General features: G+C 38.4%; 27 protein-coding genes. 3 read left to right on the top strand and 24 right to left on the bottom strand.

Annotated features, from left to right (window positions below):
- Positions 1 to 116: 116 nt before the first annotated feature.
- The 18 genes from mfd to metG form a co-directional block, all read right to left on the bottom strand.
- Complete coding sequence (mfd, locus tag H0184_RS20975) at positions 117 to 3,650, bottom strand: transcription-repair coupling factor (protein ID WP_221828092.1); 3,534 nt, start codon at positions 3,648 to 3,650, stop codon at positions 117 to 119.
- A 110-nt stretch (positions 3,651 to 3,760) separates the two neighbouring features.
- Positions 3,761 to 3,991, bottom strand: a complete 231-nt coding sequence (locus H0184_RS20970; RefSeq protein WP_221828090.1) for an anti-sigma-F factor Fin family protein — start codon at positions 3,989 to 3,991, stop codon at positions 3,761 to 3,763.
- Between the two features lie 130 nt (positions 3,992 to 4,121).
- Positions 4,122 to 4,682, bottom strand: coding sequence for an aminoacyl-tRNA hydrolase (pth, locus tag H0184_RS20965; RefSeq protein WP_221828088.1), 561 nt, complete (start codon positions 4,680 to 4,682; stop codon positions 4,122 to 4,124).
- A 175-nt stretch (positions 4,683 to 4,857) separates the two neighbouring features.
- Entirely contained in the window at positions 4,858 to 5,493 is a 636-nt protein-coding gene (locus tag H0184_RS20960) for a 50S ribosomal protein L25/general stress protein Ctc (RefSeq protein WP_221828086.1), read from the bottom strand.
- A 96-nt stretch (positions 5,494 to 5,589) separates the two neighbouring features.
- Positions 5,590 to 6,546 carry a ribose-phosphate diphosphokinase gene (locus H0184_RS20955; RefSeq protein WP_221828084.1) on the bottom strand — a complete coding sequence of 319 codons (957 nt, stop codon included), beginning with the start codon at positions 6,544 to 6,546 and terminating at the stop codon, positions 5,590 to 5,592.
- Between the two features lie 20 nt (positions 6,547 to 6,566).
- Positions 6,567 to 7,940 carry a bifunctional UDP-N-acetylglucosamine diphosphorylase/glucosamine-1-phosphate N-acetyltransferase GlmU gene (glmU, locus tag H0184_RS20950; RefSeq protein WP_221828083.1) on the bottom strand — a complete coding sequence of 458 codons (1,374 nt, stop codon included), beginning with the start codon at positions 7,938 to 7,940 and terminating at the stop codon, positions 6,567 to 6,569.
- A gap of 193 nt (positions 7,941 to 8,133) precedes the next feature.
- Complete coding sequence (gene spoVG, locus H0184_RS20945) at positions 8,134 to 8,424, bottom strand: septation regulator SpoVG (protein WP_003347151.1); 291 nt, start codon at positions 8,422 to 8,424, stop codon at positions 8,134 to 8,136.
- A gap of 557 nt (positions 8,425 to 8,981) precedes the next feature.
- Positions 8,982 to 9,356 (bottom strand): 2-iminobutanoate/2-iminopropanoate deaminase, encoded by a 375-nt coding sequence (ridA, locus tag H0184_RS20940; RefSeq protein WP_221828081.1) that lies wholly within the window; start codon positions 9,354 to 9,356, stop codon positions 8,982 to 8,984.
- A gap of 2 nt (positions 9,357 to 9,358) precedes the next feature.
- Positions 9,359 to 10,189: a pur operon repressor gene (gene purR / locus H0184_RS20935; protein ID WP_221828079.1), complete on the bottom strand. Its 831-nt coding sequence runs from the start codon at positions 10,187 to 10,189 to the stop codon at positions 9,359 to 9,361.
- Between the two features lie 54 nt (positions 10,190 to 10,243).
- Positions 10,244 to 11,113, bottom strand: coding sequence for a 4-(cytidine 5'-diphospho)-2-C-methyl-D-erythritol kinase (gene ispE, locus H0184_RS20930; protein ID WP_221828077.1), 870 nt, complete (start codon positions 11,111 to 11,113; stop codon positions 10,244 to 10,246).
- 199 nt (positions 11,114 to 11,312) lie between these two features.
- On the bottom strand, positions 11,313 to 11,498 hold the full coding sequence (locus H0184_RS20925) for a small, acid-soluble spore protein, alpha/beta type (RefSeq protein ID WP_221828075.1): 186 nt from the start codon (positions 11,496 to 11,498) through the stop codon (positions 11,313 to 11,315).
- 134 nt (positions 11,499 to 11,632) lie between these two features.
- Entirely contained in the window at positions 11,633 to 11,896 is a 264-nt protein-coding gene (gene veg, locus H0184_RS20920) for a biofilm formation stimulator Veg (RefSeq protein ID WP_132097037.1), read from the bottom strand.
- A 202-nt stretch (positions 11,897 to 12,098) separates the two neighbouring features.
- Positions 12,099 to 12,971 (bottom strand): sporulation peptidase YabG, encoded by an 873-nt coding sequence (gene yabG, locus H0184_RS20915; RefSeq protein ID WP_260631709.1) that lies wholly within the window; start codon positions 12,969 to 12,971, stop codon positions 12,099 to 12,101.
- A 137-nt stretch (positions 12,972 to 13,108) separates the two neighbouring features.
- On the bottom strand, positions 13,109 to 13,987 hold the full coding sequence (rsmA, locus tag H0184_RS20910) for a 16S rRNA (adenine(1518)-N(6)/adenine(1519)-N(6))-dimethyltransferase RsmA (RefSeq protein ID WP_221828073.1): 879 nt from the start codon (positions 13,985 to 13,987) through the stop codon (positions 13,109 to 13,111).
- Positions 13,980 to 14,540, bottom strand: coding sequence for a ribonuclease M5 (rnmV, locus tag H0184_RS20905; RefSeq protein ID WP_221828071.1), 561 nt, complete (start codon positions 14,538 to 14,540; stop codon positions 13,980 to 13,982). The genes rsmA and rnmV overlap by 8 nt, the downstream gene beginning before the upstream one ends.
- Before the next feature lie 184 nt (positions 14,541 to 14,724).
- Entirely contained in the window at positions 14,725 to 15,903 is a 1,179-nt protein-coding gene (locus tag H0184_RS20900; RefSeq protein WP_221828069.1) for a G5 and 3D domain-containing protein, read from the bottom strand.
- Between the two features lie 237 nt (positions 15,904 to 16,140).
- The gene (locus H0184_RS20895; protein WP_221828067.1) at positions 16,141 to 16,908 is read right to left on the bottom strand and encodes a TatD family hydrolase; all 768 of its coding nucleotides are present in this window, start codon (positions 16,906 to 16,908) and stop codon (positions 16,141 to 16,143) included.
- 110 nt (positions 16,909 to 17,018) lie between these two features.
- The gene (gene metG / locus H0184_RS20890) at positions 17,019 to 18,986 is read right to left on the bottom strand and encodes a methionine--tRNA ligase (RefSeq protein ID WP_221828041.1); all 1,968 of its coding nucleotides are present in this window, start codon (positions 18,984 to 18,986) and stop codon (positions 17,019 to 17,021) included.
- A 492-nt stretch (positions 18,987 to 19,478) separates the two neighbouring features.
- Here metG and H0184_RS20885 point away from each other — a divergent pair, with 492 nt between their 5' ends.
- Positions 19,479 to 19,763, top strand: coding sequence for an AbrB/MazE/SpoVT family DNA-binding domain-containing protein (locus H0184_RS20885; protein ID WP_045515586.1), 285 nt, complete (start codon positions 19,479 to 19,481; stop codon positions 19,761 to 19,763).
- 44 nt (positions 19,764 to 19,807) lie between these two features.
- On the opposite strand, the gene rsmI is transcribed toward H0184_RS20885, so the two are convergent.
- The 6 genes from rsmI to H0184_RS20855 are packed head-to-tail and all read right to left on the bottom strand — an operon-like array spanning position 19,808 to position 24,081.
- The gene (gene rsmI / locus H0184_RS20880) at positions 19,808 to 20,686 is read right to left on the bottom strand and encodes a 16S rRNA (cytidine(1402)-2'-O)-methyltransferase (RefSeq protein ID WP_221828038.1); all 879 of its coding nucleotides are present in this window, start codon (positions 20,684 to 20,686) and stop codon (positions 19,808 to 19,810) included.
- A gap of 15 nt (positions 20,687 to 20,701) precedes the next feature.
- Entirely contained in the window at positions 20,702 to 21,451 is a 750-nt protein-coding gene (locus H0184_RS20875) for a tRNA1(Val) (adenine(37)-N6)-methyltransferase (RefSeq protein WP_221828036.1), read from the bottom strand.
- A 58-nt stretch (positions 21,452 to 21,509) separates the two neighbouring features.
- Complete coding sequence (gene yabA, locus H0184_RS20870; protein ID WP_221828034.1) at positions 21,510 to 21,881, bottom strand: DNA replication initiation control protein YabA; 372 nt, start codon at positions 21,879 to 21,881, stop codon at positions 21,510 to 21,512.
- A gap of 12 nt (positions 21,882 to 21,893) precedes the next feature.
- Positions 21,894 to 22,721: a PSP1 domain-containing protein gene (locus H0184_RS20865; RefSeq protein WP_221828032.1), complete on the bottom strand. Its 828-nt coding sequence runs from the start codon at positions 22,719 to 22,721 to the stop codon at positions 21,894 to 21,896.
- Positions 22,714 to 23,721 carry a DNA polymerase III subunit delta' gene (gene holB / locus H0184_RS20860; RefSeq protein ID WP_221828030.1) on the bottom strand — a complete coding sequence of 336 codons (1,008 nt, stop codon included), beginning with the start codon at positions 23,719 to 23,721 and terminating at the stop codon, positions 22,714 to 22,716. The genes H0184_RS20865 and holB overlap by 8 nt, the downstream gene beginning before the upstream one ends.
- A gap of 30 nt (positions 23,722 to 23,751) precedes the next feature.
- Positions 23,752 to 24,081, bottom strand: coding sequence for a cyclic-di-AMP receptor (locus tag H0184_RS20855; protein ID WP_045515592.1), 330 nt, complete (start codon positions 24,079 to 24,081; stop codon positions 23,752 to 23,754).
- A gap of 222 nt (positions 24,082 to 24,303) precedes the next feature.
- On the opposite strand from H0184_RS20855, the gene H0184_RS20850 reads away from it, so the two are divergent.
- Complete coding sequence (locus tag H0184_RS20850; RefSeq protein ID WP_221828028.1) at positions 24,304 to 26,046, top strand: sensor histidine kinase; 1,743 nt, start codon at positions 24,304 to 24,306, stop codon at positions 26,044 to 26,046.
- 1 nt (position 26,047) lies between these two features.
- Positions 26,048 to 26,833: a response regulator transcription factor gene (locus H0184_RS20845; RefSeq protein ID WP_221828026.1), complete on the top strand. Its 786-nt coding sequence runs from the start codon at positions 26,048 to 26,050 to the stop codon at positions 26,831 to 26,833.
- The last annotated feature ends 34 nt before the right edge of the window (positions 26,834 to 26,867 follow it).

Raw genomic sequence — 26,867 nt, 5'->3', positions numbered from 1 at the left:
AACTTAGTATCTTTCATCTGGAAAGTTCTATACACATTCACAATATTTTTTCATAAACAGGATAATTATCCTATTTTTTACGAAGTGTTCTACTGCTGTAGTTTCATTGGTATTGGTTATACTGGATTTTTCTGGCCCCTTTTCGCGGCTTGGAGACCTTTAATCATTTCAAATGCTGCATTTATCCAATGAGCAGTTTCCTGCCCTTTTGTCTGCAGGGTCATTTTAAGCTTCTGACCTTCCATTCCCAGCCCAATCATTCGTGGATATTTGCTGCTAATCGCAAATACCTTTTGTCCATCAATCATACTGCTGGACTGTTCATTAACAAGAATGGTTACTTCTTGTTTTACCTGCTTTATTGTTTCGACACCTGCGAGCAATGCATAAATCTTCATTTCTGCTACTTGGAATAGATAATCGACTTCCTCAGGATATTCACCAAAGCGATCGAGCATCTCTGCTTGCAATTCCTCTATATCCTCTAGATTCTGAACACCTCTAAAACGCTTATACATTTCAATTTTTTGATGTCCATCTTTGATATAGGTATCAGGGATATATGCATCGATTTCTAAATCAATCTCAACTGTTGCTTTCTGCTCTGATTTTAAGTCGCCTTTTCTTTCCTCGATTGCCTCTTTCAGCATTTGCGAATACAAATCAAATCCTACCGAGTCAATAAATCCATGCTGCTGAGCACCCAGCAGGTTTCCAGCACCGCGGATAGTTAAGTCCCGCATCGCAATTTTGAAACCTGAACCAAGTTCAGTGAATTCTTTAATAGCTTGAAGGCGTTTTTCAGCTACCTCTGTCAATACTTTATCCTTTCGGTGTGTGAAGTAAGCATATGCAACACGATTTGACCTTCCAACACGACCTCTAAGCTGGTAAAGCTGGGAAAGTCCCATTTTATCGGCATCATAAACAATTAAGGTATTAACATTCGGGATATCTACGCCGGTTTCTATAATGGTGGTACTGACTAAAACATCGAACTCCCCGGCTAAAAAGCTTAACATGACAGATTCTAATTCATTTTCTGACATTTGTCCGTGTGCGAAGGTAACTCGTGCATCAGGAACGAGCATCGATATTTCCTCCGCCTTCCGTTCAATATCTTCCACTCTGTTATATAAAAAGTAAACTTGTCCTTCACGTGCCAGTTCTCTTTCGATTGCCTCTCTGACAAGCGGTCCATTGTATTCCATTACATAGGTTTGTACAGGAAAACGGTTTTCCGGCGGTGTTTCAATAACAGATAAATCGCGAACGCCGAGCATGGACATGTGTAAGGTTCTAGGTATTGGGGTTGCTGTTAATGTTAATACATCAATATTGGTTTTTAGCCTTTTAATCTTCTCTTTATGCGTTACCCCAAATCGCTGTTCTTCATCGATGATTAATAAGCCTAAGTCGCGATAAACAATATCTTTAGAGAGAATACGGTGTGTTCCAATTACCACATCTACCGTACCTGCCTTTAAGCCTTTCATTGTTTCTGTTTGTTGCTTTTTAGACCGAAAACGACTTAGCAGGCCAATATTGATCGGATAATCCTGAAACCTTTCCCTCATGGTTTCGTAATGCTGCTGGGCTAGAATTGTCGTTGGAACAAGCAGTGCTACTTGTTTGCCATCGGCAATTGCTTTGAAGGCAGCTCGAATTGCCACTTCCGTTTTCCCATAACCCACATCACCGCATAGCAATCGGTCCATCGGTCTAGGTCTTTCCATATCCTTCTTAATCTCATGAATGGAGCGGAGCTGGTCTTCTGTTTCCTGATAGGCGAAAGCCGTTTCAAATTCTCTTTGCATATCACCATCCGGAGAAAAGGCATAGCCAACTGCCGCTTCTCGTTCTGCATAAAGCTTGATAAGATCATCTGCAATGTCTTCGACAGAGGATTGTACTTTCTTTTTAACCTTTTTCCAATCACTGCCGCCAAGTTTATAGATTTTTGGTTCTTTCCCTTCAGAACCAACATATTTCATAACTAGGTCAATTTGTTCTACAGGAACATACAGCTTATCCGTACCATGATAACGAATATGGAGATAATCCTTATGAACACCGTTAATAACTAGTGTTTCGATACCTAAGTATTTTCCTATACCATGATTGACATGAACGACATAGTCCCCAATTTTAAGTTCTGAGTAGCTCTTAATCCTTTCAGCGTTTGAGAGCTTTTGTCTGTTAGCGGACTTTTTAACTCGCTTTGTAAAGAGCTCCTCCTCTGTAATCACAGCTATCTTTTGAATCGAAAGCTCGAATCCAGTATGGAGGTTCCCTTTCATTATTTGAACCTTCCCAGGTAAAAGCTGCTGACCGCTTCGGATAATGGAGGCTTCTATTTCATAATCCTCTAACACTCTTTCTAACTTTTTTACTCTCTCGTCATCAGGACCTAAAAAGAGAATGGCATAATTACCTTTTTTCCATCTATCAACTTCTGCTTTTAGTAAGTGCATTTGCCCATGGAAGTTTTGCATTTGTTTACAAGAAACATTAATAATGTTTTGCGGGCTCGTATTTGCCACATGGCGCAGAAACAAGCTCATATAAAGAATGGGAAGCTCTCTTTTATGAAGTAGATTCGGCAGGTCATGGGAAATAGTCAAATCATGAATAATTTGACCTTCACTAAGAAGAGAAGTATACCACTCTGCCTCTTCTTTAATTAATGACTCATTCATTTCTTGAACCCGGCTTATCTCATCAATAAATACCATTCCATTACGAGGAAGGTAGTCTAGTAAACTAGTATCGCCTTCATATGCTAGTGAAAGGTATTTAAATATCTGGTCTGGTTTATGGCCATTTTTTAGCTGTTCAAGCTCATAGCTAATATTTTGAGAGAGCTGGATTTTTGCTTTATCGTCCCTTAATTTTTTCAGACTTTTAGCTAATCCATCCTCTAACCTTCCAATTAAACGACTATAATCACCAGTTTCAAAGAGAACCTCGGTTGCAGGACCAATCAAAACTTCAGCAGCTTTTTCAATCGAACGCTGGTCTTCTAAAGAGAAATAACGGATGGAATCAATCTCTGTATCAAATAATTCAATCCTAATTGGATTGCTCTCCGTAAGGGGATAAATATCAATAATCCCCCCCCTAATACTAAACTCTCCCGGGGTTGATACCATTTCAGCTCGAACATAGCCCATTTTAACAAACGTATTTAGAATCTCTGTAATATCTAAATCATCGCCCACTTTAAACGACAGCTGGTATTTCTTCCAGACGCTTTTTGGCGGAATGAGCTTCCTTAATCCTGCAATTGGAACAATAATAATTCCCTTGTCACTCTTACTCAAATGATTTAAGGCTTCAATCCTTTGTGCCTTTAACTCTGGACTGGCAATGCTCATCTCTGCAGCAATTAATTCATTTGCTGGGAATAGAAAAACTTCTTCCTCACTTAATAGATTTACAATATCGTCATAGAGTTTTTGTGCCTGCAATAGATTATGGGTTATTAAGAGAATCGGCCTTTTCATTTTCTCATAAATAGCCGCAGTTAATACCGTTCTTGAGGATCCTGATAAACCAGCAATCAGCTGTTCCTTCAGGCCTTCTTGAACTCCGGAAATAATAGAATGACTATCTTCCTGATCTAGAAATAATGATTTTAAACCCTTCAAAAGCTCGTTCCTCCTCTCTTTGAATCTTTTTTCATATTTTGACTATTTTAACTTTATTGTTAGTGGTAAATAAAAATAGAAAAATGCTTTGGATTGCTGTCCAAAGCTGGTTAATGAATAAGGAAATCATATTGATGATATTCTGGATTTCTTTCTAATGCTTCCTGACAATCCTCACAAATGGCTGTAATGTGTATACTTCCAGACAAATCATACGAGACCATCTCTTGCCTTTCTTGTTCCGTTAATTTATGAAGACCAAGTGCTTCGCTGTGTATCGATGACTGTTCAATGGAACCCAGGTTTGTGCCGCAATGACGACAGTGATAATGAATGGCCACGCAGGTACCCTCCCTATTCTACTATTATCAATAGTATTTACGATGAAGAGGGAAGTTATTCATTTGTTTTTGTTTCACAAAAAAAGAGTATTGCTTTATTTTATGAAAGGAAAGGTTATCTCATGAACAATTACTGATTATATTCGTTCATGACCTGTAAGAATGGTTTTTCCATCCAGGTTCTACATGCATCAGCACTCTTTTGTACAGCCTCTTTTGTAAGGCCGATTTCATCTTCATGAAAACGTCCCAGCACGTAATCTGGAACCTTCATTCCGTTTCTTGGCCGATCGATACCAATGCGTATCCTATTAAATTCTTGTGTACCAAGGTGGGCAACCGTGGACTTTATCCCATTATGACCACCAGCGCTTCCTTTTTGACGAAGCCTGATTTTCCCGACAGGTAAATCAAGGTCATCATAGATCACCACAAAATCTTCTATATCTATCTGGTAATAATCCATTATAGCTCGTATAGATTCTCCTGATAAGTTCATATAGGTAAGTGGTTTTAATAAAACTACTTTTTCTCCATTGTGAAGACCAATTCCAAATAACCCTTTAAATTTTGACTGATTTAAGGGAATAGATAATTGGTTTGAAAGCTCATCTATGACTTCAAATCCAATATTATGCCTTGTTTTATCATATTGTTTCCCAGGGTTTCCTAAACCAACAATTAATTTCATTCTTTCCCTCTCTTTCGGCCCGGTCCACCTGTTAAGTAATTTTCGGAACATCCTTTTGTCTCCCACTTAATAATACGTCTTTTTTGTGATAAATGCGACAAAAGACGTAACCTTAATCAGGTTACGTCTAAATCATTATTGTGTCTAGCTGCAGCGCCTAGGGGCTTCCGCTTTTCTACTCACCTTCTGGCTCTGTTTCTCTGCCTTCTTCGTTTTCAGGGTGGCCGCCTTCTTGCTGTTCGCCGGCGTTAATCTCTTCCTCCTGCTTAGGCGGCAAGATGCTAGCGATGACTTCCTCTTCCTCATGGTTAATCGTAAATGAGCCCTGATAAAGGATATCTGAAACCTTTAACGTCTCACCTACTTGAAGGTTTGTTACATCCACTTCAATTTGTTGTGGAATTTCACTTGGCGTGGAGGTAATCGATAGTTCGTGAACAGGCTGCTGAAGAACGCCGCCATCCTTTACTCCGGCCGCTTCACCAGTAAGGACAAGTCTTACCGTCACATTGATTTTTGAAGACTTATCAACTGCAAGAAAATCAACATGAATGATTTCCTTTTTAATAAAGTCTTCTTGATAATCAGATAAAACGACATCATGTGTACTGCCGTCTATATCGAGTGAAATTACTCCATTCCTGCCCACATTTCGGATTGTTTTCGTTAAATCTGCAGAACTAACAAAAACGGGTTTACTTTCAACCTTCCGTCCATAGATCACAGCAGGAATATTACCTGTCTCTCTTATCCTTCTTAACTCTGAAGTGCGCAGATCCTTACGTTCCTTTGCTTGTAAAACCGTACTCATGCGTTTAGTCACCTTCCTAGTTTTGTTCTTAACTGTCTATATAAAAATTCCCCAAAACAGGAAGGTCTAAACACATAATTTATACAAAAGCCAGAATCAATCAAATAATGTACTTACTGATTGTTCTTCGTGAACTCGGATAATGGCTTCGCCAAGTAATGGCGCTACTGAAAGGTTAATAATTTTATTAGTCTTTTTCTCTTCAGGAAGTGCAATAGAATTCGTGATAACTAATTCCTTTATTTTTGAATTCTGGATTCTTTCAATTGCTGGACCAGACAATACTGGATGTGTACAGCAAGCATATACTTCGCGTGCACCATTCTCTACAAGAGCATTGGCTGCAAGGGTAATGGTTCCTGCTGTGTCAATGATATCATCAATTAAGATTGCAATTTTCCCTTCAATATTACCGACGATATTCATAACCTCAGCGACATTTGGTCTTGGACGGCGTTTGTCAATAATGGCAATTGGTGCTTTTAGGCGTTCTGCTAATTTTCTTGCTCTTGTTACACCGCCATGGTCAGGAGAAACTATGACAATGTCCCCTTCAAAACTTCTCTTCTGGAAATAATCCGCTAAAATAGGTACACCCATTAAATGATCGGTTGGAATCTCGAAGAAACCTTGAATCTGTGGTGCGTGTAAGTCTAGGCATATAACACGCGTTGCTCCAGCTGTTTCAAGAAGGTTTGCTACTAATTTAGCTGTAATCGGTTCACGCGCACGTGCTTTACGGTCCTGGCGGGCATATCCATAGTAAGGCATAACAATATTAATGGTCTTGGCAGAGGCTCTTTTTAGAGCGTCTATCATAATTAACAATTCCATAATATTTTCATTAACAGGTGAGCTTGTCGATTGAATAACATATACATCACAACCACGGATACTCTCTTCGATATTAATCTGAATTTCTCCATCACTAAATCGTGTTACAGAGCTCTTTCCTAATTCCACACCAATTACTTTGGCAATCTCTTTTGCTAATGGGAGATTTGAATTTAGACTGAATACCTTTAAGTTTGGATCTAAGTATTGATTTGACATATTGCCCTCCAATATTCTACCTATTTTTTCAGATTTAACTTATCGACATAATTTTCTTTGTTAACCTGCTGTGCTCGTGCAATGGCCAATGCATTACCAGGAACATCTTTTGTTACAGTTGAACCTGCAGCTACGTATGCACCTTTTCCGATGGTAACAGGAGCTACCAGATTAGAATTACAGCCAATAAAAACGCCATCTTCAATCTTCGTTAGAAATTTATTTTTCCCATCATAGTTAACAGTTATTGAACCACAGCCGATATTAACATCGCTGCCGACCTCAGCATCACCAATATAGCTTAGGTGTGAAGCCTTACTTCCCTTACCGAAGACTGCCTTTTTGATTTCAACAAAGTTTCCGATTTTTACTTCATCATGAATTGTTGAATCCGGTCTAATGTGAGCAAATGGACCAATATTCACTAAAGATCCAATCTCGCTGTTATAGGCTGCAGATTGACGGATTACCGTTTCATTTCCTACCTCACATGTATCAATTTCTGAGTTTGGTCCAATTTGACAATCTGCCCCAATTACAGTTCTACCTTTTAAGATTGTACCTGGAAGAATAGTGGTATCCTGACCAATCACTACATCTGATTCAATGTATGTATTAGCAGGATCAATAATCGTAACTCCGTTTCGCATATGATTTTCATTAATACGTTTGCGCATGATTCTTTCTGCTTCTGACAAAGCAACTCTGTCATTAACACCCAGCGTTTCTTCCAAATCATTTGTTTGGTATGCAGTAACCACTTCGCCTTGATTTTTAAGAATTTCAACGACATCCGGCAGGTAGAATTCGCCTTGTACATTATCATTTGAAACCTTCTTTAAGGCTTCGAACAAAGCAGCATTATCAAAGCAATACGTTCCAGTATTAATTTCATTTATTTCTCGCTCTGCTTCTGTTGCATCTTTATGCTCAACAATTTTCTCGACAAGACCATTATCATTTCTTATAATACGGCCATATCCTGTTGGGTCTTCAATACTAGCCGTCAGAATTGTTGCTTTTGCAGATAATTCTTCATGATGTTTAAATAATGACTCCATCGTTTCTGCCTTAATTAGAGGTGTATCACCACAAACAACAATGGTAACACCATCTTTACCCTCTAAGCTTTGCTGTGCCTGCATAACTGCATGTGCCGTCCCAAGCTGTTCACTTTGAAGGGCATAATGACTTTCATCCCCTAATTGTGCTTTTACCATTTCAGCTCCATGGCCAATTACGGTAACCATCTCTTGAATATTTAACTTTTTGACTTGATCCACTACATGTTGAACCATCGGCTTACCGCAAACAGGGTGTAATACTTTATAAAGCTTTGATTTCATCCGGGTACCTTGTCCTGCGGCCAAAATCACAGCATAACGATTGGTCATGTTTATGTCCTCCAATTTTACCTTTTTATCCATTAAAAATATTAACGTAATTAGTCAGTCATTTCAAGGAATGTAAGAAATGTGTCTGAATTTGTTATTTTGAAAAAATTAGCGGTTGAATAAAGGAGGAGAGCTGCGAGGCATAAAAAAAGAGCACTACTTGTGTAGTAGGCTCTAGGTTGTTTAGTTTCTTCTAGGAAGCTCCGGCTTCTTCAAACTCGACTTCTAATTCACCTAATCGGTGATACTCAGCCAAGACAGCTTCTTGGATTTTACCGCGTGTTCCAGAGTTGATTGGATGCGCAATATCACGAAATTCTCCATCAGGAGTACGTTTACTTGGCATAGCCACAAATAAACCATTGTTTCCGTCAATAACGCGGATGTCATGAACAACGAATTCATTGTCTAGTGTAATTGATGCAATCGCTCTCATACGACCGTCCGTGTTGACGCGGCGTAATCTTACGTCTGTTACTTCCATGTGCTCACACCCTTTTCTTATGTTAAAAAGCTAGTGTTATTAATTCAACAGCGAATCTAGTAAATCCTTCTTTTAATTTAATATTTTTTAAAATATTTTAGGCAAAATAATGAACATTTATAAAAATCAGATATATTACTAGATGGATAGTGATAAATAAGATGCCTTGTCCTTAATAGAGTAAACAGAAAAGGTAAAATAAACGGAGATTTTCCGGTTAAATGTAGTATGTAGCTCGTAACGGGGGTAAATAAGCGGAGTTTTTCCGTTTATGCGAAGCAAAATCGCCTATTTTCAAACTTAACGAGTAAATAGACGGAATTTCTCCGTCTATTTATGCTTTTCTTAATTATATTTATTAATTAAACGGAAATTATCCGTCTATTTAGCAACTGAATCCTGTTCTTGATCCCCAAACCGATAACTGCGGGAATCAGCAGCTTATTAAGATTATAAAATTGGTACTCAAAAACGGGAAAGAAAATAAAAAGACGTATGCCAATTCATACGTCAAGTTTATTAATATGAACTTACCCGAAAAAAACAGAACCCTTTAATTATTTCACGAGCGCGATTACTTCGATTTCAACTAGGGCGTCTTTTGGCAGCCGGGCTACCTCTACACAAGAGCGTGCTGGTTTATTGGTTGAAAAGTATTCACCATATACTTCGTTTATTGCTGCAAAGTCATCCATACTCTTAATAAAAACAGTGGCCTTTACAACGGTTTCAAAGGATGCCCCTGCTGCTGATAGCACAGCATCTAGATTTTTAAAAACTTGATGTGTCTGTTCTTTTATACCGCCCTCAATCATTAACCCTTGCGCAGTTAGTGGTATCTGACCAGAACTATAAAAGAGATTATTTACGATGATACCTTGGGAATATGGCCCTATAGCAGCAGGCGCTTGATTCGTTTGAACAACTTTCATTTTTATTCCTCCGTTCGGCGTTTAAAGTAGTTACCCTCTTTAACAGAAATCCTCTTTTCCTTAACATCTACATCCGTTAGTTTAACTAGTGATTTGTACTCATCAACGAGGCGTTCTTCAATTTTTTCAGCTTCAACCAAAACAGCTATACCAGCTACTTGAGCATTAAATTCCTCTAGCAGGCTGATCATACCCATTACGGTTCCCCCTGCTTTCATAAAGTCGTCAACAACTAAGACCCTTGAACCCTGAGCCAAACTTCTTTTTGAAAGCACCATCGTCTGAATTCTCTTTGCTGACCCAGAAACATAGTTGATACTTACGGTCGGGCCTTCGGTCACCTTACTGTCTCTTCTTACAATGACAACGGGTGTATTTAATTGGCTCGCAACAGCATAAGCAAGTGGAATCCCCTTCGTTGCCACGGTCATGACTACATCAATTTTTGTATTTACATAAGCGGATGCAATAATCCTGCCCGCTTTTTGAACAATAGATGGATTACCTAATATGTCCGTTAAATATAAGTATCCCCCTGGTAAAAGTCGATCTGGGTGGGCAATTAACGAACATAACTCATCTACAAAAGGTTTTGCCTCTTCATCACTTACGCTGACAAAGAATTTAACTCCACCGGCTGCACCTGGAACGGTTTGTAAGGTTCCAATTCCTCTTTGTTCAAAGGTCTCCTTAACGATTGCTAGATCTTCACTAATGGAAGATTTCGCAGAAGAGTAACGTTCAGCGAAAAAGGTGAGTGGTACAAGCTGGCGCGGATGATCAAGTAAATAACTTGTCATATCAATCAATCGTTCACTGCGGCGAAACTTCATAACAATCCCCCAAAGACGAATATTCTAATAATAGAATATCACTATTGTCCGTTTTTAATCAAGAGTATGACGCTCTCCAAGCATTCTCACAGCAAAAACTTGATCACAAAATCCTCTAAGACCATTGTAAATCCGATGCATTCGTGAATCGTGCTGCACAATTCCAAAAACCGTTGGTCCGCTTCCACTCATTAGAACAGCGTCGGCACCGAACCGCTTCATTTGCTCCTTGATTTGTGCTACCTCTGGATGAAGTTTTAACGTAACGTCTTCTAAGACATTGCCGACATTTTCACATACACTTTGATAATCATTGTTTTCAATGGCCTTAACCATTTCGTTTATATTGGGGTGCTTCATTCCCTTTAAATCTAACCGTCGATAAACCTCCGCGGTTGATACACCAATGAAAGGCTTGGCCAAAATTACCCAGCAAGTGGGCGGGGCAGGAAGGTCCGTAATCATTTCTCCTCTCCCTTTGGCTAAAGCGGTACCACCATACACACAAAACGACACGTCTGATCCGATTTCAGAACCAAGACTAGCTAATTCATCCAATGTTAACCCGAGGTCCCACAGTTTATTAAGACCTCTAAGCGTTGCAGCAGCATCACTGCTTCCTCCAGCCAGTCCAGCAGCAACAGGAATTGTTTTTTCAATTGTAATTTGGACACCTTTTTTTACTTGGTATCGATCCTTCAACAATTGTGCTGCCTGATAGGCCAAATTCCGCTGGTCATCAGGTACATATCGGTTATGAGATAGTATATGTATTTTATCCTGCTCTAATAATGTCAGTTCCACTCGGTCTGCCAAATCAATCGTCGTCATGATCATTTCAACTTCATGAAAACCATCAGGACGCTTATATAAAACATCCAAAGATAAATTAATTTTGGCTGGTGCTTTTACTAAAAGCTTCACTACGCCCACCTACACTTCTATATCGTTCATTTATTTTTCCCTATTTTACCACAAAACTTCTGATAGGAAAAAAGTCTATTAATAATATTTAAAGGCCAGGGATTCTTTCTCCTGGCCTTGCCGTGGTATGGTGTCTGTTTTGTTTAATAATGGGAAGCAAGTGCCGCATATCAACTTTTGGCTGCCGCGGGTGCTTCTTCTAAGTCTTCCTGTTGTTTTTCATAAGTTGCTCTGAAGCTAATTCAACCGCTCTTTTCACCATATTTCCTGCGTCTTTTGCTCGAATGCCGCCCCATCCTTCTTTTTGAACGACATCATAAAAACCAAGCTCTTTCGCAAGTTCCTCTTTAAATTGAGCAGACATAACACCTCTTCTTCTTGCCATCTAAACAACCCCTTTTATCACACCACAGCACTATTAGTATGTTATCTAGAGTTTATTTCATTAATATTTATTTAATGGTAAAGCAAAAGGCAGAAAATCAGATGATTTTCTGCCCTAAAAAATTGCCCTATATTCTAACTTAAAGCTATGTTTCCTGCTGCATCTTCATAGAAGGTTATTTGAACTGTTTCGGTAAGTACATCAGCATAGCTGTAAGAAACTCGTTCAAATGAATTCTCTTCTTGATCTAACTCGATTACAAAAACCGAAGGGTACGTTTCGGCTAATACGCCTGATCGTTCGATTGTCTTTCTACGTCCTCCGTTTGCCTTGAGCAACAATCTTTTCCCTAAATTTGAATCAAGAGCCTTTTTAATATCGGCTAAGGTTTTTGGCATTCGGTCCACCTCACTGTGTAAAGTATATCACACTGACATAGTCCCTGTCAAATAAAAACATAAAATTATATCAGTCCGACAAAATGATTGTCAATATCTTTTCTTCTACTTTTTCTCCCAAATTTCAACAATCATTAGGATTACCTTAATTATGGATATTATGTGTGTAAAAAAAATAAGCCCTTATTTTTTCCAAAGGGACTTATGACTCTTCATCCTGGACAGGATTGTAAGGCATCCCTGTTCGTAAGACTCCTTTTGTTTCGATGCCTCCTAGTCCTTTTTCTCCTGTAAGTGTGTTTCGTAAGACATCCCAAACATTGATACTCTCCATAAACGGCGTAAAGCCTATTTTCGCTACGATATAAACGGGATCTAGTGCATGTATGTTAATTCGCGAGGGAGAACTTGCAAAGTTTGCACCAGCATGTATCAAGGATTCAAAGTGAGATTGGCAGGCACCTGCAAAAATAACGAGTTGATCTAAATGAGGGATCTTCCTCCGTGCCTCCTTAACGGTTTGAACGAAATGCTTTGAGTGGCGGTATGCATTAATATCTGTTATTTTCCCCTTAGACTTAGAATAGGCGTCATGACCGGTAATAACTAGTATATCAGGACGATATTGATCAAGCAGGCTGCCAATTTTATTTGGCATTTCTTTTTCATTACAATGTATACCATAGACAGGAATACCAATTTTTTCATATAATGTCATACATTTTTGTAGATAGTCCTGGTCTCCATCTAAGTGAAGAACCTTCCCTGGGATTTGAAAGTAATTGGCGGGCTGTACATAGCCTCCAGTCGCTTCATAATCCTGCCTTTGCTTAATTAGATCTACGTCCTGTGCAAATAGTTTGAAGGATTGCTCCTCTAGGGTTTTGTATTCCTGGATAATCCTCGATCTCACATTTTTGTTAATAACGACTAAATCTTCGTAAGGCGCATCTGCCACTAAGCGAATATCCTCACCGTAAAGGACTGCAAATCTCTGGCCATTTAGTATTTGAATATCAATCACTCGGAATAGAATATCGCAGTTATAGGACCGTCTGCCGACAATATCCATCATTTTTATTTCCACTGCCTTCACTCCAATAAGACCAGCATATAGGCCTTCCAATAAATTTTTCTCTTTGATAGGCTATGCAACTACACATCTTTTGGTGAATGGACAGCTATAGCCAAAAAAAAATAGACCATAAAGGTCTATTGAAAATAGGTATATAATTCATCACTTAAACGCCCAAATTCCTCAACAGAGAGTGTTTCCCCTCTTCTTGACGGTTCAATTCCTGCTGCGTTTAGCGCAGCTATGATTTCTTCCTTCTTCTGTTTCCCATCCTGCAGCTGACTAGTTAGATTATTTAGTAATGTTTTTCGTCTTTGCGCAAAGCTTGCCCGGGTTACTTGGAAAAAGAATTTTTCATCTTTTACGATAACTGCCGGCTGGTCCCTTCTTGTTAATCGAATAACAGCTGAATCAACATTCGGCTGAGGAACAAAAACTGTCTTTGGGACAATCATCACTGTCTCTGCCTTTGTATAGTACTGTACAGCGATGGAAAGCGATCCATACTCCTTAGTACCCGGCTTGGCTGAAATGCGGTCTGCGACCTCTTTTTGAAGCATACATACGATACCGCGTATTGGAATTTGTTCCTCCAGCAGCTTCATAATAATCGGAGTTGTAACGTAATAAGGAAGATTAGCAACAACCATAAGGTCATTAATATCATTAAATTCATTATCAATAACTTCTTGAACATCTGCCTCTAAAATATCTTTATGAATAATTTTTACATTTTCATAAGGAGAAAGAGTGTCTGACAAAATCGGCAGCAGCCTTTGGTCAATTTCAAAAGCAACAACTTTCTTACTCCTCCGGGCAAGCTGTTCTGTAAGAGCACCAATACCAGGACCAATTTCGATTGCCCCTGAATTTTCACCCAAGTCGGCAAAATCAACAATTCTATGTAAAATATTTGTATCAATTAAAAAGTTCTGGCCCAGACTTTTCTTAAAAGAAAATCCGTATTTTTCGAGTATGGCTCTTGTTCGAATCGGGGTAGCAATATCTTTATTCATTATTTTCCTCCTGTATAACCGCTGCAAGTGCCTCTGCAAATTCCTGTCTGCTGATTTGGAACATCATCAACCTCTTATAAAGCTGTTTTCCATTGGTATATCCAATTTTCAAAAGTTTTCCCAACATGATTCTACGCTCTTTAGAGCCAGCTCCGCCAATGAGTCCTGCAATAATTAAATCCTCTTGTGTAATTTCCTCTTTAATTGAGTCCGACATGATTTGTGCATCCTTTAGTGCATTCTGGATGGCCTCTAATGAAGCATGCTCAACACCAAGCCCTTTTCCATTTTTCGCAATCGCGTTTTCCTTCGGCAGGAAAGCATGCTTGCATCCAGGTACTCTTTCCGAAATTGTCTTTCTAATCTTTTCTCCGGGATAATCGGGATCGGTGAAGATAATAACCCCTCTTGTTTTTTGTGCTCTTTTGATTTTTTCGATAGTATCTTCATTAATGGCAGAACCATTGGTTTCAATCGTATCTGCATCAACAGCTCGTTTAATCGTGGTGGTATCATCTTTCCCCTCCACCACAATGAATTCCTTAATCTTCATTATTTCCTCCGTATGTAATGATAAAAGATAAAATAATTTGAAAAATAAATGAAACATTTTTGTAATGTCCATCGTCTATATTAACAAATACATTCATATTATGAAGTAAATACCTTGTAAGTATAATGAATATCGGAGAAAAAGCAAAATGCAGAGGCTAAAATTAACCTCTGCAGTGATATGCTTATTGTAATATTTTGATTTTGACCTTTCTAACTCCCCAGCGGAATGCCTCCGCCTTTGTTGGGAAAAAAACATCGATCTTGTGTCCTTTAATGGCGCCGCCAGTATCAGCCGCTACAGCATAGCCATAGCCTTCCACATAAACCTTTGTTCCCAGCGGAATTACCCGCGGGTCAACTGCAATTACTTTTGCCCCTGGGTTAGCGCGCAAATCAAATCCCGTTGCCGTTCTTCCTGAACAGCCGTTACAATATGCCGTATAGGCAGTAGTATTAACATAAAACTCAGTTCCAGTTTCTGCTCCACGTGAAACTTGAAGATTTAATTCCTTCGTTCCGACAGCCACAACTTTATCGAGTTTCTCTCTAAGACTCTGCTCATTAATTAGTTTTCTTGAAACTTCTATACCGTTTTCCATGATGACTTCATATTCTCTTGAAACAAGCCCCTGTCTGCCATCTTTAACCGTTATTTGTTTTCCTTTTTCTAAACTCTCATCTTTCTTGGTGATCACGGCAAATTGAATTGGTTCTTCCACTACATCGGTGACCTTTTCTACGCGAATGACATTAATAACGTCATCCTTTATCAATGTCTCTGATAATGACGGTTCAACTCGGTCAAATTCATTAAGTTTAATTCCCTGTTGTGTTAAAAAGTCAGCGACCGTAGCCGAAGTGGACCATACCTGTTGCTTTTTTCCGCCGTCAACTAGTGTAAGATGAAGAGCATATTTGATACTAATATCCATCTTATTTTTGATTTTTTCCTGCGGCCTTGGTGAAATTTCGTCCTGTTCGTTCAATACAATTTTCTGCTCTTTTAAGAGCTCAGCGACCGTACCTGCTGTTGTCCATATCGTTTTTTTCTCGCTGTCTTGTACCATCTGAACCTGTTTTGCTTGTTTCCAGACAATTTTTTGATTGTCTCTCACCTTAGCATCAGCTGAAGGTGACAAGTAGTCTTTAGAGTTTAGTGATATATCCAGTTGGGCGAATATATCCTTAACCTTATCGGCATGTGTTTTTATTACTTTTTGCTGTCCGTTAAGAGTTAATGCAACTGTATACTTCGATCCCTCATAATATGAAAAACCAAGGAGTGCTGCTAAAACTACAAAACTAGCAAAAATGATTGCCAACCTTTTCTTACTCGAAGACTTGGAAAACAGGTTTTTCATGTTTTTGAATACGATGAAAAACGCCTCCTTTTCTCGGAGAGATTATTGAGAAACATGCTGCCGGCTGTCAACCCTTGCATTTGTTGTGAACGTATTTCCTATTATGCATATAGTTGGGAAATTTGCAAAGGAAAACTTATCGACACGGTTATCCTATGAGAAAAAGGAGACATGTAGAACTTTAAGTTATCTATAAAAATTTGGACAAGCTTCTATTAACTTCGACAAGCTTGTCTATCAGTTTATGTCGAATACTTTTTTCGCATTAGCTGTGGTTACCTCCGCTACCTCCTCGAAGGATATACCCTTAATCTCTGCAATTTGCTCAGCAACTAGCTTTACATATCCCGGTTCATTGCGTTTTCCACGATAAGGGTGCGGCGCTAAATAAGGACAGTCAGTCTCAATCAGCAGCTTTTCTAACGGAACGACGGCTGCCACTTCTTTGGGTTTTTTGGCATTTTTAAATGTGACCGGTCCGCCAAGTGAAATATAAAAATTCATTTTTAGACATTCCAATGCGACCTCAGGACTGCCGCTAAAACAGTGCATAATCCCCCCGACTTCAGCAGCGCCCTCCTCCTGCAAAATTTCTACGATATCTGCCGTTGCTTCCCGGTTATGAATTACAATTGGAAGTTTGACTTTCTTAGCTAATTGTATTTGCTTTCGGAATACTTCCTTTTGAATATCTTTTGGAGATTTGTCCCAATGGTAATCTAACCCCATTTCCCCTATCGCTACTACTTTTGGGTGGGAGGCAAGCTCTTCTATCCATACCAAGTCTTCCTCAGTCATATCAATTGCATCTACAGGATGCCAGCCAACGCAGGCATAAATAAAGTCATAGCTTTCAGCAAGCTCCATAGCCTTTTGTATGGTTGGCCTGTCAAAACCGACACAAACCATACTCGACACTCCGGACTCTTGTGCCCTTGCAATTACTTCTTCTAAGTCTTCTTCAAATTGCTCTGCATTTAAATGGACATGTGTATCAAATAACATAAGTCATACTCCTTTGTTGTATTTCATCACTATATCTTGTCGAATGTATAAAGAAAAAATGGAAATGCCACGAAATTTGTTTCACGTGGAACATTTCCATTTGAAAATTTTTACTTTACCTTAGAACCGTTAGGTAATGTCTGGTCAACTGTGGCTAGTGATAAGGATCCATCCTTTGAACCAGCTAGTATCATACCTTGTGATAATTCACCACGCAGTTTCACCGGCTTTAAGTTTGTAATACAAATTACTTTTCTGCCAACTAGCTCCTCAGGCTTATAGTATTGTGCAATACCTGAGACCACTTGACGTTTCTCATAACCTAAATCCAACTGAAGCTTTAGAAGCTTGTCTGCCTTCTTAACAGGTTCCGCTTGAATAACTTCTGCTACTCTTAGATCAATTTTCATAAAGTCATCTATAGCGATTTCATCTATTTCTTCCGGCTTTTCTTCCTGCTTCACTTCTTGTTTCTCTTCAACAACAGGAGTTGAACCTCCCATTTTTCCACGGATAAATTCAACCTCATCAGCGATTTCAAGTCTCGGGAACAAAGGATTTCCTTTCGAGACCTTTGTATCAGCAGGAATAGCCCCGAAGCTGGCTAAACTATCCCAAGTTTTAAGCTCCTCATTACTAACACCCAGTTGTTCAAATATCCCTTTAGGTGTCACAGTTAAAAACGGCTGCAGAAGGATAGCAGTTCTCCTTAATGATTCAGCTAAATGCACCATTACACTAGCCAGCTCACTTTTTCGTTCTTCCGCTTTGGCCAAGGTCCATGGTTGTGTTTCATCTATATATTTATTAGTACGGCTTACTAATTGCCAAATCGATGTAAGTGCAACTGAAAACTCCATTTTCTCCATGGCTTCCTCATATTTAGCAACTGTTTCATTATTTGTTTGTAGTAATGCTTCATCAAACTCACCCGTGGAACCAGTATAAGAAGGAATAACACCATTGAAATACTTCTCAATCATTGCCACTGTACGGTTCAACAGATTGCCGAGGTCATTGGCTAAATCGAAATTTATTCTTTCAACAAATCCTTCTGGTGTAAATACACCATCAGCCCCAAAAGGTACTTCTCTTAATAGGTAATACCGAAGAGCGTCAAGGCCATAGCGGTCAATTAATGTAACAGGATCCACTACATTTCCTTTTGACTTGGACATTTTCCCATCCTTCATTAAAAGCCAGCCATGAGCAAAAACCTTTTTAGGAAGCGGAAGATCAAGAGCCATCAACATAATCGGCCAATAAATGGTATGGAAACGAACAATTTCTTTCCCTACAAGATGAACATCTGCAGGCCAATAATTTAAGTATTTACTGTCATTTTCCGTTCCATAACCAAGAGCTGTAATGTAGTTTGACAGGGCATCAATCCATACATAAATAACATGCTTTGGATCACCAGGTACTTTTACTCCCCAGTCAAATGTAGTTCTAGAAACAGCTAAATCCTCTAGGCCGGGCTTAATAAAATTATTAATCATTTCATTCTTACGTGACTCCGGCTGGATAAACTCAGGATTCTCTTCATAGTATTGCAAAAGCCGGTCAACATACTTACTCATTTTGAAAAAGTAAGATTCTTCTTTGACAATTTCTACTCCTCTGCCGCAATCAGGACAATTTCCTTCGATTAACTGGCGGTCCGTATAAAAGGATTCACACGGTGTACAATACCAGCCTTCATACTTATCAAGATAAATATCCCCTTGTTCAAGTAGTCTAGCAAAGATCTTTTCAACTATTTGTTTATGTCGCTCTTCCGTTGTCCGAATAAAGTCGTCGTAGGAGATATCAAGTTTTTTCCAAAGATCCTTTATCCCATCCACAATTTCATCAACATACTGTTGAGGGGAAATCCCCTTTTCCTCAGCTTTACGCTGGATTTTTTGTCCATGCTCATCTGTACCCGTCAGGTACATAACATCATAGCCGCGCATTCTTTTATAGCGTGCCATCGCGTCACCAGCTACTGTTGTGTACGCATGGCCAATATGTAAGTTTCCACTCGGATAATAAATCGGGGTAGTGAGATAAAACGTTTTTAATTTTTCTTGCATTTGATACCCTCCTAATATAGGCAAATCGACTTATCTATTATTAAATCATTATTGCCCTTTTTCATCCTCTTATATCATCAAAATATACCCAAAAATCAACAATTGTGCAATAAACTCCAATTTTAACAAATATATTTATTTTTATTTTTCATTTACTCCCCCCATAAAAGTATATGTGCCTGTCGAAAATTATACATATGAACCTGTTAATATTGTTGTTTTTTGTCGAATTTTACATTTATATTAAAAACACTCTTTTTTATTAACAATAATATTACTGGTCTGTTTCAACTGAATGGTCATTCATTATACATTGATAAATCAACATTTCACTAATTTGTAATATTTTCCATTACTTTTTTTGTAAAAGTAATTGACGCAAATGGGAATGGCTGGTATCATAAATTTATGAAAATAATGTCGAATAATGACGAATTAATAGAGAGATAAATTAATAAATTAATAGGTTTAAAATGAGAGGAGCTATTAGATATGAAATCTACAGGTATTGTCCGTAAAGTTGATGAATTAGGTCGTGTGGTAATTCCAATCGAATTAAGAAGAACTCTTGGTATAGCTGAAAAGGATGCACTTGAAATTTACGTTGATGACGAGCGCATTATCCTAAAGAAATATAAGCCTAACATGACTTGTCAAGTAACAGGTGAAGTTTCTGATGATAACTTGGCACTTGCTGGCGGCAAATTAATTCTAAGCCGTGAAGGTGCAGAGCAGTTAGTTAATGAAATCAAAAGCCAATTTGAATTAGTAAAGTAATACACAGTAAGCTTCTCCTTTAGGAGAAGCTTTTTTATTTCCAGTTAATCGATATGGTAGGCCTGATACACTTCACGCTTATTTATTCCTCGGTCCTTGGCTGTCTGTTTGATAGCTTCTTTTGAGGAAATCTCTTTGACATTTATGTAGTGATTTACATGCTCTTCCAGCGACAGGTTTTCCCACCAGCTAATGTCCTCTTCCTTAACTCTACTTTCATCTGCACCTTCAATAATTAAACAAAACTCGCCGCGAATCTCATCATGGTTAGCCCATTCTATTATCTCTTCTAATGTTCCTCTAATAAATTCCTCAAACTTTTTTGTCAATTCTCTGCAAATAGCAGCCTTACGATTCCCAAGGATTTCATACATACTGTATAAGGTTTCTTTAAGTCGATGCGGCGACTCGTAGAAAACAAGAGTTCCTGTTTGTTTTTTTAAACTCTCTAACTCCGTTTTCTTTTCCTTTTTACTACGGTTTAAGAATCCATAAAAATAGAAGGGCTGACAGATTAGCCCTGAGGCAATTAATGCCGGGAGTGCTGCATTAGCTCCTGGTAATGGCACTACTGTAACCTTTTCACTTATCGCAGCCTCTACAAGCTCATATCCCGGATCTGAAATAGCCGGCATACCTGCGTCACTCACTAAAGCAATTTTCATTCCGTCCTTAATTCTATGAATGAGCTTTTCCCCGCTGGCTTCTTTATTATGTTCATGATAGCTGACAACAGGCGTTTGTATTTCAAAGTAATTACATAACTTTTTTGTATTTCTTGTATCCTCGGCTGCTATTAAATCTGCTTCCTTTAAAATTCTAACTGCACGAAAACTCATGTCTTCAAGATTTCCAATTGGGGTTGGAACGAGATAAAGGATACCTTTTTGCGCCTCGTTCTCAAAACTCTTTTGCTGCCACACACTAACCACCCACTTCTATTTATCACCGTATAATATTTTTTTAATTTCGGCTGTATATTCCCCTTCTTCATTATAGACAAACAAAGGAGGAAGTATTTTTAAATCTGGACTGCCATCTTTTATTCCTTCAATTAATAATGTATTTGCCTCTTTTCCCTGCTTCGGATAGACAAACTGAATGCGTTTCGGTTCTATTCTGTATTGCCGCATTACCGTAATGATATCCATTAATCTCCCTGGGCGATGAACAAATGCAACCTTTCCGCCCTGCCGCACTAGTTGACTTGAAGCCTTTACAGCATCCTCCAGTGTACATAATATCTCATGACGGGCAATGGCTAAGTGTTCATTTGGATTCATCTCACTTTTTGAGGGAGTAGGAAAATATGGAGGGTTACAGGTAACAACATCAAATTTTCCTTGTCCTAACCTCTTTGGTACTTCTTTTATATCACCATGAATCATCTGAATGCGTTCTTCGAGAGTGTTATATGCAATACTTCTTACAGCCATATCATACAAGCGCTCTTGTATCTCCACACCCGTAATCTTTCCTTTTGTCCGAGCACTTAAAAACAATGGTATAACTCCATTTCCGCTGCATAGATCAATAATATTTCCCTTTTGAATAGGAACATATACAAACCGAGCCAGCAGGACTGCATCAAGCGAGAAGGCAAAAACGGAAGGACTTTGAATAATTCTTAAATTTTCCGCAAGCAAATAATCAAGCCGCTCATCATCTTTTAAATTAACCACTGCCATACCCACCTCAAAATTATATGTAAAAAAATAAGGCTGACCAGTGTCAACCTCTTCTAAGTTATTTCTTATTAAGAAAGGAGAGGCAAAATAAGCAATCGCCTTCCTTACGCAAGCTGCCAAAGTGGAGATTACAAATGTGGAATCCCTCTTGGTATAGACGAGCGAGGTTATCATATCCTTCACCGATATCTATATTCCTGTCTCCAGCAGATGCACGGGAAGTTGTCCCCTTTTTAACGATCTCATCCTTTTTATCTTTTTCCGTGGTTACATCTAAACGGCGTCTTAGATGTTCATTTTCAAGCTTTAAATAATGATTCTCTTCTAGTATTTCGGCTAAATGCTGCTTTAATTCTCCGAGCTGTTGGTAAAGATGGCCAATTTGTGTTTCCATATTACTCACTGATTCGAATATCTCTTTTTTATCCACGTCGCACACCTCTTAATCTGTGGATTGTATAGACAAGGCACCCTCTTTAATGATTTCATCCAATGTATACTCCAGAACTCGATCCTGTTCCTTTAGTTCTACCTGAAGTACCCGCTCTAATATATTTAATCCTACCACTTTTCCTCTGCCTTGAGGAGTTTCAATCATTTCTCCTATATCAGGCAGCTGTGATTTTGCTGCTTCATACTCATCATTTTCATACTTTAAACAGCACATAAGTCTGCCGCATAAACCGGATATTTTAGTAGGGTTCAAAGAAAGATTTTGATCCTTTGCCATCTTAATAGACACAGGGTCAAAGTCACCTAAAAATGTGGAACAACAAAGCATTCTTCCACACGGACCAATACCGCCGAGCATTTTCGCCTCGTCCCTGACACCGATTTGGCGCAGTTCAATCCTTGTCCGAAAAATAGATGCTAAGTCTTTTACTAATTCACGAAAATCAACTCTTCCGTCCGCAGTAAAATAGAAGATTATTTTATTTCGATCAAATGTATATTCAACATCGACTAGTTTCATATCCAGCTGATGTCCATTTACTTTTTCATTACAAACATCATATGCTTCCTGGGCAGCTTGTTTATTTTCTTCAACAATCATTCGATCCTTATGATCTGCAATTCTCACTACCTTTTTTAATGGCAGCACGACATCATGCTCCTCGACCTGCTTACGAGGAACAACCGCCTTACCGTATTCAACCCCGCGGACAGTTTCAACAATCACAAAGTCATCCTTTTGAATTGAGAGGTCTCCAGGATCAAAATAATAGATTTTACCCGCTTTTTTAAAGCGTACTCCTACAACATCATACAAATGAAGATCCCTCCTGCAAATTTAACACAAGCTCTTCCATCATTAGCTGTGGGTTCATATTGGCCGCAAGCTTCCTTTTTGCCTCGAGAATAGCCGACATTTGATCCGATAACCGCCGTCCGGATGTTTCTAGAGCATACTGCCTTAACACTTCACTTTCAGCTTTAAAGACGATTTGCTCCTGTTTATCTAATTGTATATATAATAAATCCTTAAAAATAAGAAGTAAAAGATCTAAACCACGATTAATCTGTTCTTTCTCTTTAAAGTGTGAGAACCAATCCCCTTGAAGTGTGACCATTGCTTCTAAAGGATTTTTTTTCAACACCTCATATAATTTTAACACTATTTTTTGGGCTTGTGCAAACCAATCATCGACATTTAGTGTATACGCTTCTTCTAGACTATTGGTCAACTGTGCCAAAAGTGGTGCTTTCATTGGGTTAACGCCATTTTCAATCAGTTGATTAATCATGGTTTGTGGAGATAATGGTTTAAATGATAAAATTTGGCACCGGGAAAGAATTGTAGGTAACAGCTGCTGAAGCTGCTCCGTTAATAGAAAAGCAGTTGTTTGTGAACTTGGTTCTTCTAGAAACTTCAGCAGACTATTTGCTGCACTTACACTCATTTTATCAGCATCACTAATCATATAAACTTTTCTTTGTGACTCTACCCCTTTTTTAGAAAACTCTGCTTGAAGGTCTTGAATTTGTTGTTTTTTTATCGATAACCCGTCGGGCTCCACCTTATGAACATCAGGGTGATTACCGCTATTAATACGCCGGCAATTATGACATGTCTCACATGGTTTGAAGCCATCTATTAAGGAATCACAAAATAATGCTTTTGTGATTAATATAGCAATTTCTTTTTTCCCAGTCCCTCTGATTCCCTCGAATAAATAGGCATGGGCTACTCGGTTCTTCAACAAACTGTTCTTTAACATTTTTAGCACGGCAGGCTGCAGCTCTTCTAGTTGATCCCATGTTTTTATCAAGTTCATCACTCACTTACAAATAGTATTGATTTAAAAATGCATATATTGTTCAATCGGCAGAACAAATACGGTAGCACCGCCAACCTCAACTTCAACAGGATATGGTACGAAGGAGTCTGCATTTCCTCCCATCGGAGAAACTGGTGCCACTAATTGATCTCGTGATTTACAGTTATCTTTAATGATTTGCAATGCGCGGTCCACACGAATATCCTCTGTCCCAATCATAAAGGTGGTATTGCCAGATTTCAAAAAGCCGCCAGTAGTTGCCAGCTTTGTCGCTCTAAAGTTATTGTCAACCAGTGCTTTTGATAACCGGTTGCTATCTTGATCCTGAACAACAGCGATGATAAGTTTCATCTCTACCAACCCCTTCATTAACATTTCATTTCTTTTCTTTATTATAACAGGTATTTGTCCTTGGTACATTGATATTCGACAGCTGGGTGTTTTGAAAGTTGTCTGAAAACACCTCCCCACAAAACTAGGAAATACTACATAATCCCAAAAAGACAACGATTACAGCGAACAAGTTATATAATATAATAAGGTATTATCCTACTAAAGAAAGGCGAACAATCAATGTTAAATCTGCTAAAAAGATGGAATACCCTTCGGAACCAAATTTTATTTATCTTCTTATTCTTTATGATCATTGTTCTATTGATTGTAAGTCTTCTTACATTGAAACAGGTTTCTTCTTTATTAAAAAATAATGCTGAAAAACAAATACAACAAGTGGCCATTGAAGCAAATGGCCGAATAGAATCACTTTACGAACAAATTAACATGTCTTCAAAGCTTGTGATAACAGACGAAGAGGTTCAACGAGTTTTAACTGCTGTCCATAATCGAAAAGACGTATCTTTTAGTGACCGTCAACGTTTAATGGGACATATTAACAGAATTATGGGGAACACATATGGAATCTTTTCCTTTCAGCTCTTTGCAGGAAAACAACAGCGTGTTCTCCCTCTTGATGAAGACTCTTTATTGAACCGTATTGACAAAAAATGGATTAATGAAGCAAATAAAGCTAGAGGAAGAATGGTTTGGATAGGTGAGGATCCAAATGATAGAAACTACTTTCTTGCCATCCGCAGTATAAATTTAATAGAGAAACAATACAAGAATGGCGGTTATCTGTTAATTAGTATAAATCGTAATCATTTTACATTTGCAAATGAGATATATGAAAACAGTCAGTACTCTATTCTTCTAGATCAAGATCAAAAGCCCATTATCCAAAATTATAATGGAGACATAACAGATATTATTGAAAACAATGAAAACATCGTTCAACTAAATCAGCAAGATTATATGGTAACAAGGCAATTATCCAAACTAACAGGTTGGACCGTGCTAATTTTAACCCCTGTAAGTGAACTAACAGAAGGTATGTCTGGGATCCGGACTGGAATTATCTTATCGGGAGTTTTTGGTGCTCTTATTTTTACAATTAGCGCCTTATTCCTTTCAACAATCATTACAAGACCAATCATTAAATTAACGAAAACCATGCAGCATGCGGGAGAAGGTTCTTTAACATTGAATCCAAGTGTTTCTTCCATAAATGAAATTAATGAATTAAACAGTACGTATAATCAGCTTGTAAAAGAAACCAATCATTTAATTCAGATGGTTTATCAAAAAGAGATTTTACGGAGCCGCAGTGAATTGAAAGCCCTTCAGGCGCAAATTAATCCACATTTTCTCTTCAATACATTGGATGCGCTTCATTGGTCGCTTGAAGAAAAGGATGAAGAAGAATTGTCTGAACTTGTCCTGGCCATGTCCAATTTATTTCGTTATACCATAACAAAAGAAACCGATGATGATTGGGTGTTTTTGAAAGACGAAATCAAGCATATTGCCGACTATATGGAAATTATGAAAATGCGCTTTGGTGACAGATTACAATGGCATGTCTCTGTCCCCTCAGAATATGCGTTTGTTAGAGTACCTAAATTAATTATTCAGCCTTTAGTAGAAAATGCAATTTTACATGGAGCTGGCAACAAAGCTGGAGATTGTCTTATTTCAGTAACGGTGGAACCTGTAACCCGAGAAGGCAAAGAATGGATTTCCATCTGTGTTCAAGATGATGGTCCTGGAATGGATAAAGAGCGGCTGGAGTGGATTATTCAATCAATGAAAACTGGCGGCACATCCTCAGTGAATGGTAAAGGAATGGCCATTTCCAATGTGTACAAGCGCTTAAAATTGTATTACAAAGAAATCATAGATTTTGACCTTATGATTGAGAGTAAGGTAAATGTCGGAACACAAATATCATTTGAAATACCGATTGATGGAGGAGAATAATTTGATTACTAAAAATATCGTAATAGTTGACGATGAACCAAGAACCAGGCAAGGTTTGCAGAGAACATTAGAAAGTTGGAATAATGGAGAATTTACTATCCTCACTGCTGAAAGCGGTGAGGAGGTTATGGAGATTGCTGAGGAAAGAAAGATTCATATTTTGCTTTCTGATATCAGAATGCCTGAAATGACTGGATTACAACTGCTTAAAAACTTGAAGGAAAAAGGGATCTCATCTGTGGTAATTGTTATTTCCGCCTACTCCGAGTTTGAGTATGCCCAGGAAGCCTTAAGGCTTGGTGTAGTGAATTATCTTTTAAAGCCCATAGGTAAAAAGAAGTTGATTGAGGCTGTTGATGAGGCTGTTAAGGTTATGGAGAAACAAGTAAGAGCAGGAATGATTGAAAGGGTAGTGGATAAAAGAATAGCCGATACCAACAACAAAATAGATTCGACCAAAGATCCTATTCGCAAAGCCATTGCCTATATTGACCAGCATCTAAAGGAAGAATTGACCCTCAAAGACATAGCTGCCCACGTTCATTTGAATCCGAGTTATTTCAGCGTGTTGTTTAAGGAGCAGGCTAATCTAAATTTTAGTGAATATATAACTAGACGAAGAATTCAGCGAGCAAAGGAATTAGTGATTTCAACCAATCTGCCAATAAATGAAATCGCTGAAGAAGTTGGCTATAAAACATCTAAATACTTCATTAAAATCTTTAAGGAAATTGAAGGTATAACACCTAGTATCTATCGAAAGACGAGCAATGATAGCGTTTTCTAAAAATGATGGTATTTTCCCTAATCTTTGTTACCTA

The organism is Neobacillus niacini, from assembly GCF_019749295.1.
Lineage (GTDB): Bacteria > Bacillota > Bacilli > Bacillales > Cytobacillaceae > Neobacillus > Neobacillus niacini_D.
The sequence above is the reverse complement of the archived record's forward strand: the minus strand, read 5'-3'. Positions and strand labels throughout refer to the sequence as shown.

Bases quoted from the DNA above. Each gene is read 5' to 3' on its own strand.
- H0184_RS20900 (WP_221828069.1), bottom strand. From the start codon at position 15,903: ATGAAAAACCTGTTTTCCAAGTCTTCGAGTAAGAAAAGGTTGGCAATC.
- ridA (WP_221828081.1), bottom strand. From the start codon at position 9,356: ATGAAAGTTGTTCAAACGAATCAAGCGCCTGCTGCTATAGGGCCATAT.
- H0184_RS20895 (WP_221828067.1), bottom strand. From the start codon at position 16,908: ATGTTATTTGATACACATGTCCATTTAAATGCAGAGCAATTTGAAGAA.
- metG (WP_221828041.1), bottom strand. From the start codon at position 18,986: ATGCAAGAAAAATTAAAAACGTTTTATCTCACTACCCCGATTTATTAT.
- pth (WP_221828088.1), bottom strand. From the start codon at position 4,682: ATGAAATTAATTGTTGGTTTAGGAAACCCTGGGAAACAATATGATAAA.
- H0184_RS20850 (WP_221828028.1), top strand. From the start codon at position 24,304: ATGTTAAATCTGCTAAAAAGATGGAATACCCTTCGGAACCAAATTTTA.
- rsmA (WP_221828073.1), bottom strand. From the start codon at position 13,987: ATGAATAAAGATATTGCTACCCCGATTCGAACAAGAGCCATACTCGAA.
- glmU (WP_221828083.1), bottom strand. From the start codon at position 7,940: ATGACCAATCGTTATGCTGTGATTTTGGCCGCAGGACAAGGTACCCGG.
- rnmV (WP_221828071.1), bottom strand. From the start codon at position 14,540: ATGAAGATTAAGGAATTCATTGTGGTGGAGGGGAAAGATGATACCACC.
- H0184_RS20855 (WP_045515592.1), bottom strand. From the start codon at position 24,081: ATGAAACTTATCATCGCTGTTGTTCAGGATCAAGATAGCAACCGGTTA.
- H0184_RS20925 (WP_221828075.1), bottom strand. From the start codon at position 11,498: ATGGCAAGAAGAAGAGGTGTTATGTCTGCTCAATTTAAAGAGGAACTT.
- purR (WP_221828079.1), bottom strand. From the start codon at position 10,189: ATGAAGTTTCGCCGCAGTGAACGATTGATTGATATGACAAGTTATTTA.
- H0184_RS20960 (WP_221828086.1), bottom strand. From the start codon at position 5,493: ATGAGTACGGTTTTACAAGCAAAGGAACGTAAGGATCTGCGCACTTCA.
- H0184_RS20885 (WP_045515586.1), top strand. From the start codon at position 19,479: ATGAAATCTACAGGTATTGTCCGTAAAGTTGATGAATTAGGTCGTGTG.
- H0184_RS20955 (WP_221828084.1), bottom strand. From the start codon at position 6,546: ATGTCAAATCAATACTTAGATCCAAACTTAAAGGTATTCAGTCTAAAT.
- H0184_RS20875 (WP_221828036.1), bottom strand. From the start codon at position 21,451: ATGGCAGTGGTTAATTTAAAAGATGATGAGCGGCTTGATTATTTGCTT.
- veg (WP_132097037.1), bottom strand. From the start codon at position 11,896: ATGCCAAAAACCTTAGCCGATATTAAAAAGGCTCTTGATTCAAATTTA.
- spoVG (WP_003347151.1), bottom strand. From the start codon at position 8,424: ATGGAAGTAACAGACGTAAGATTACGCCGCGTCAACACGGACGGTCGT.
- yabG (WP_260631709.1), bottom strand. From the start codon at position 12,971: ATGATGGATATTGTCGGCAGACGGTCCTATAACTGCGATATTCTATTC.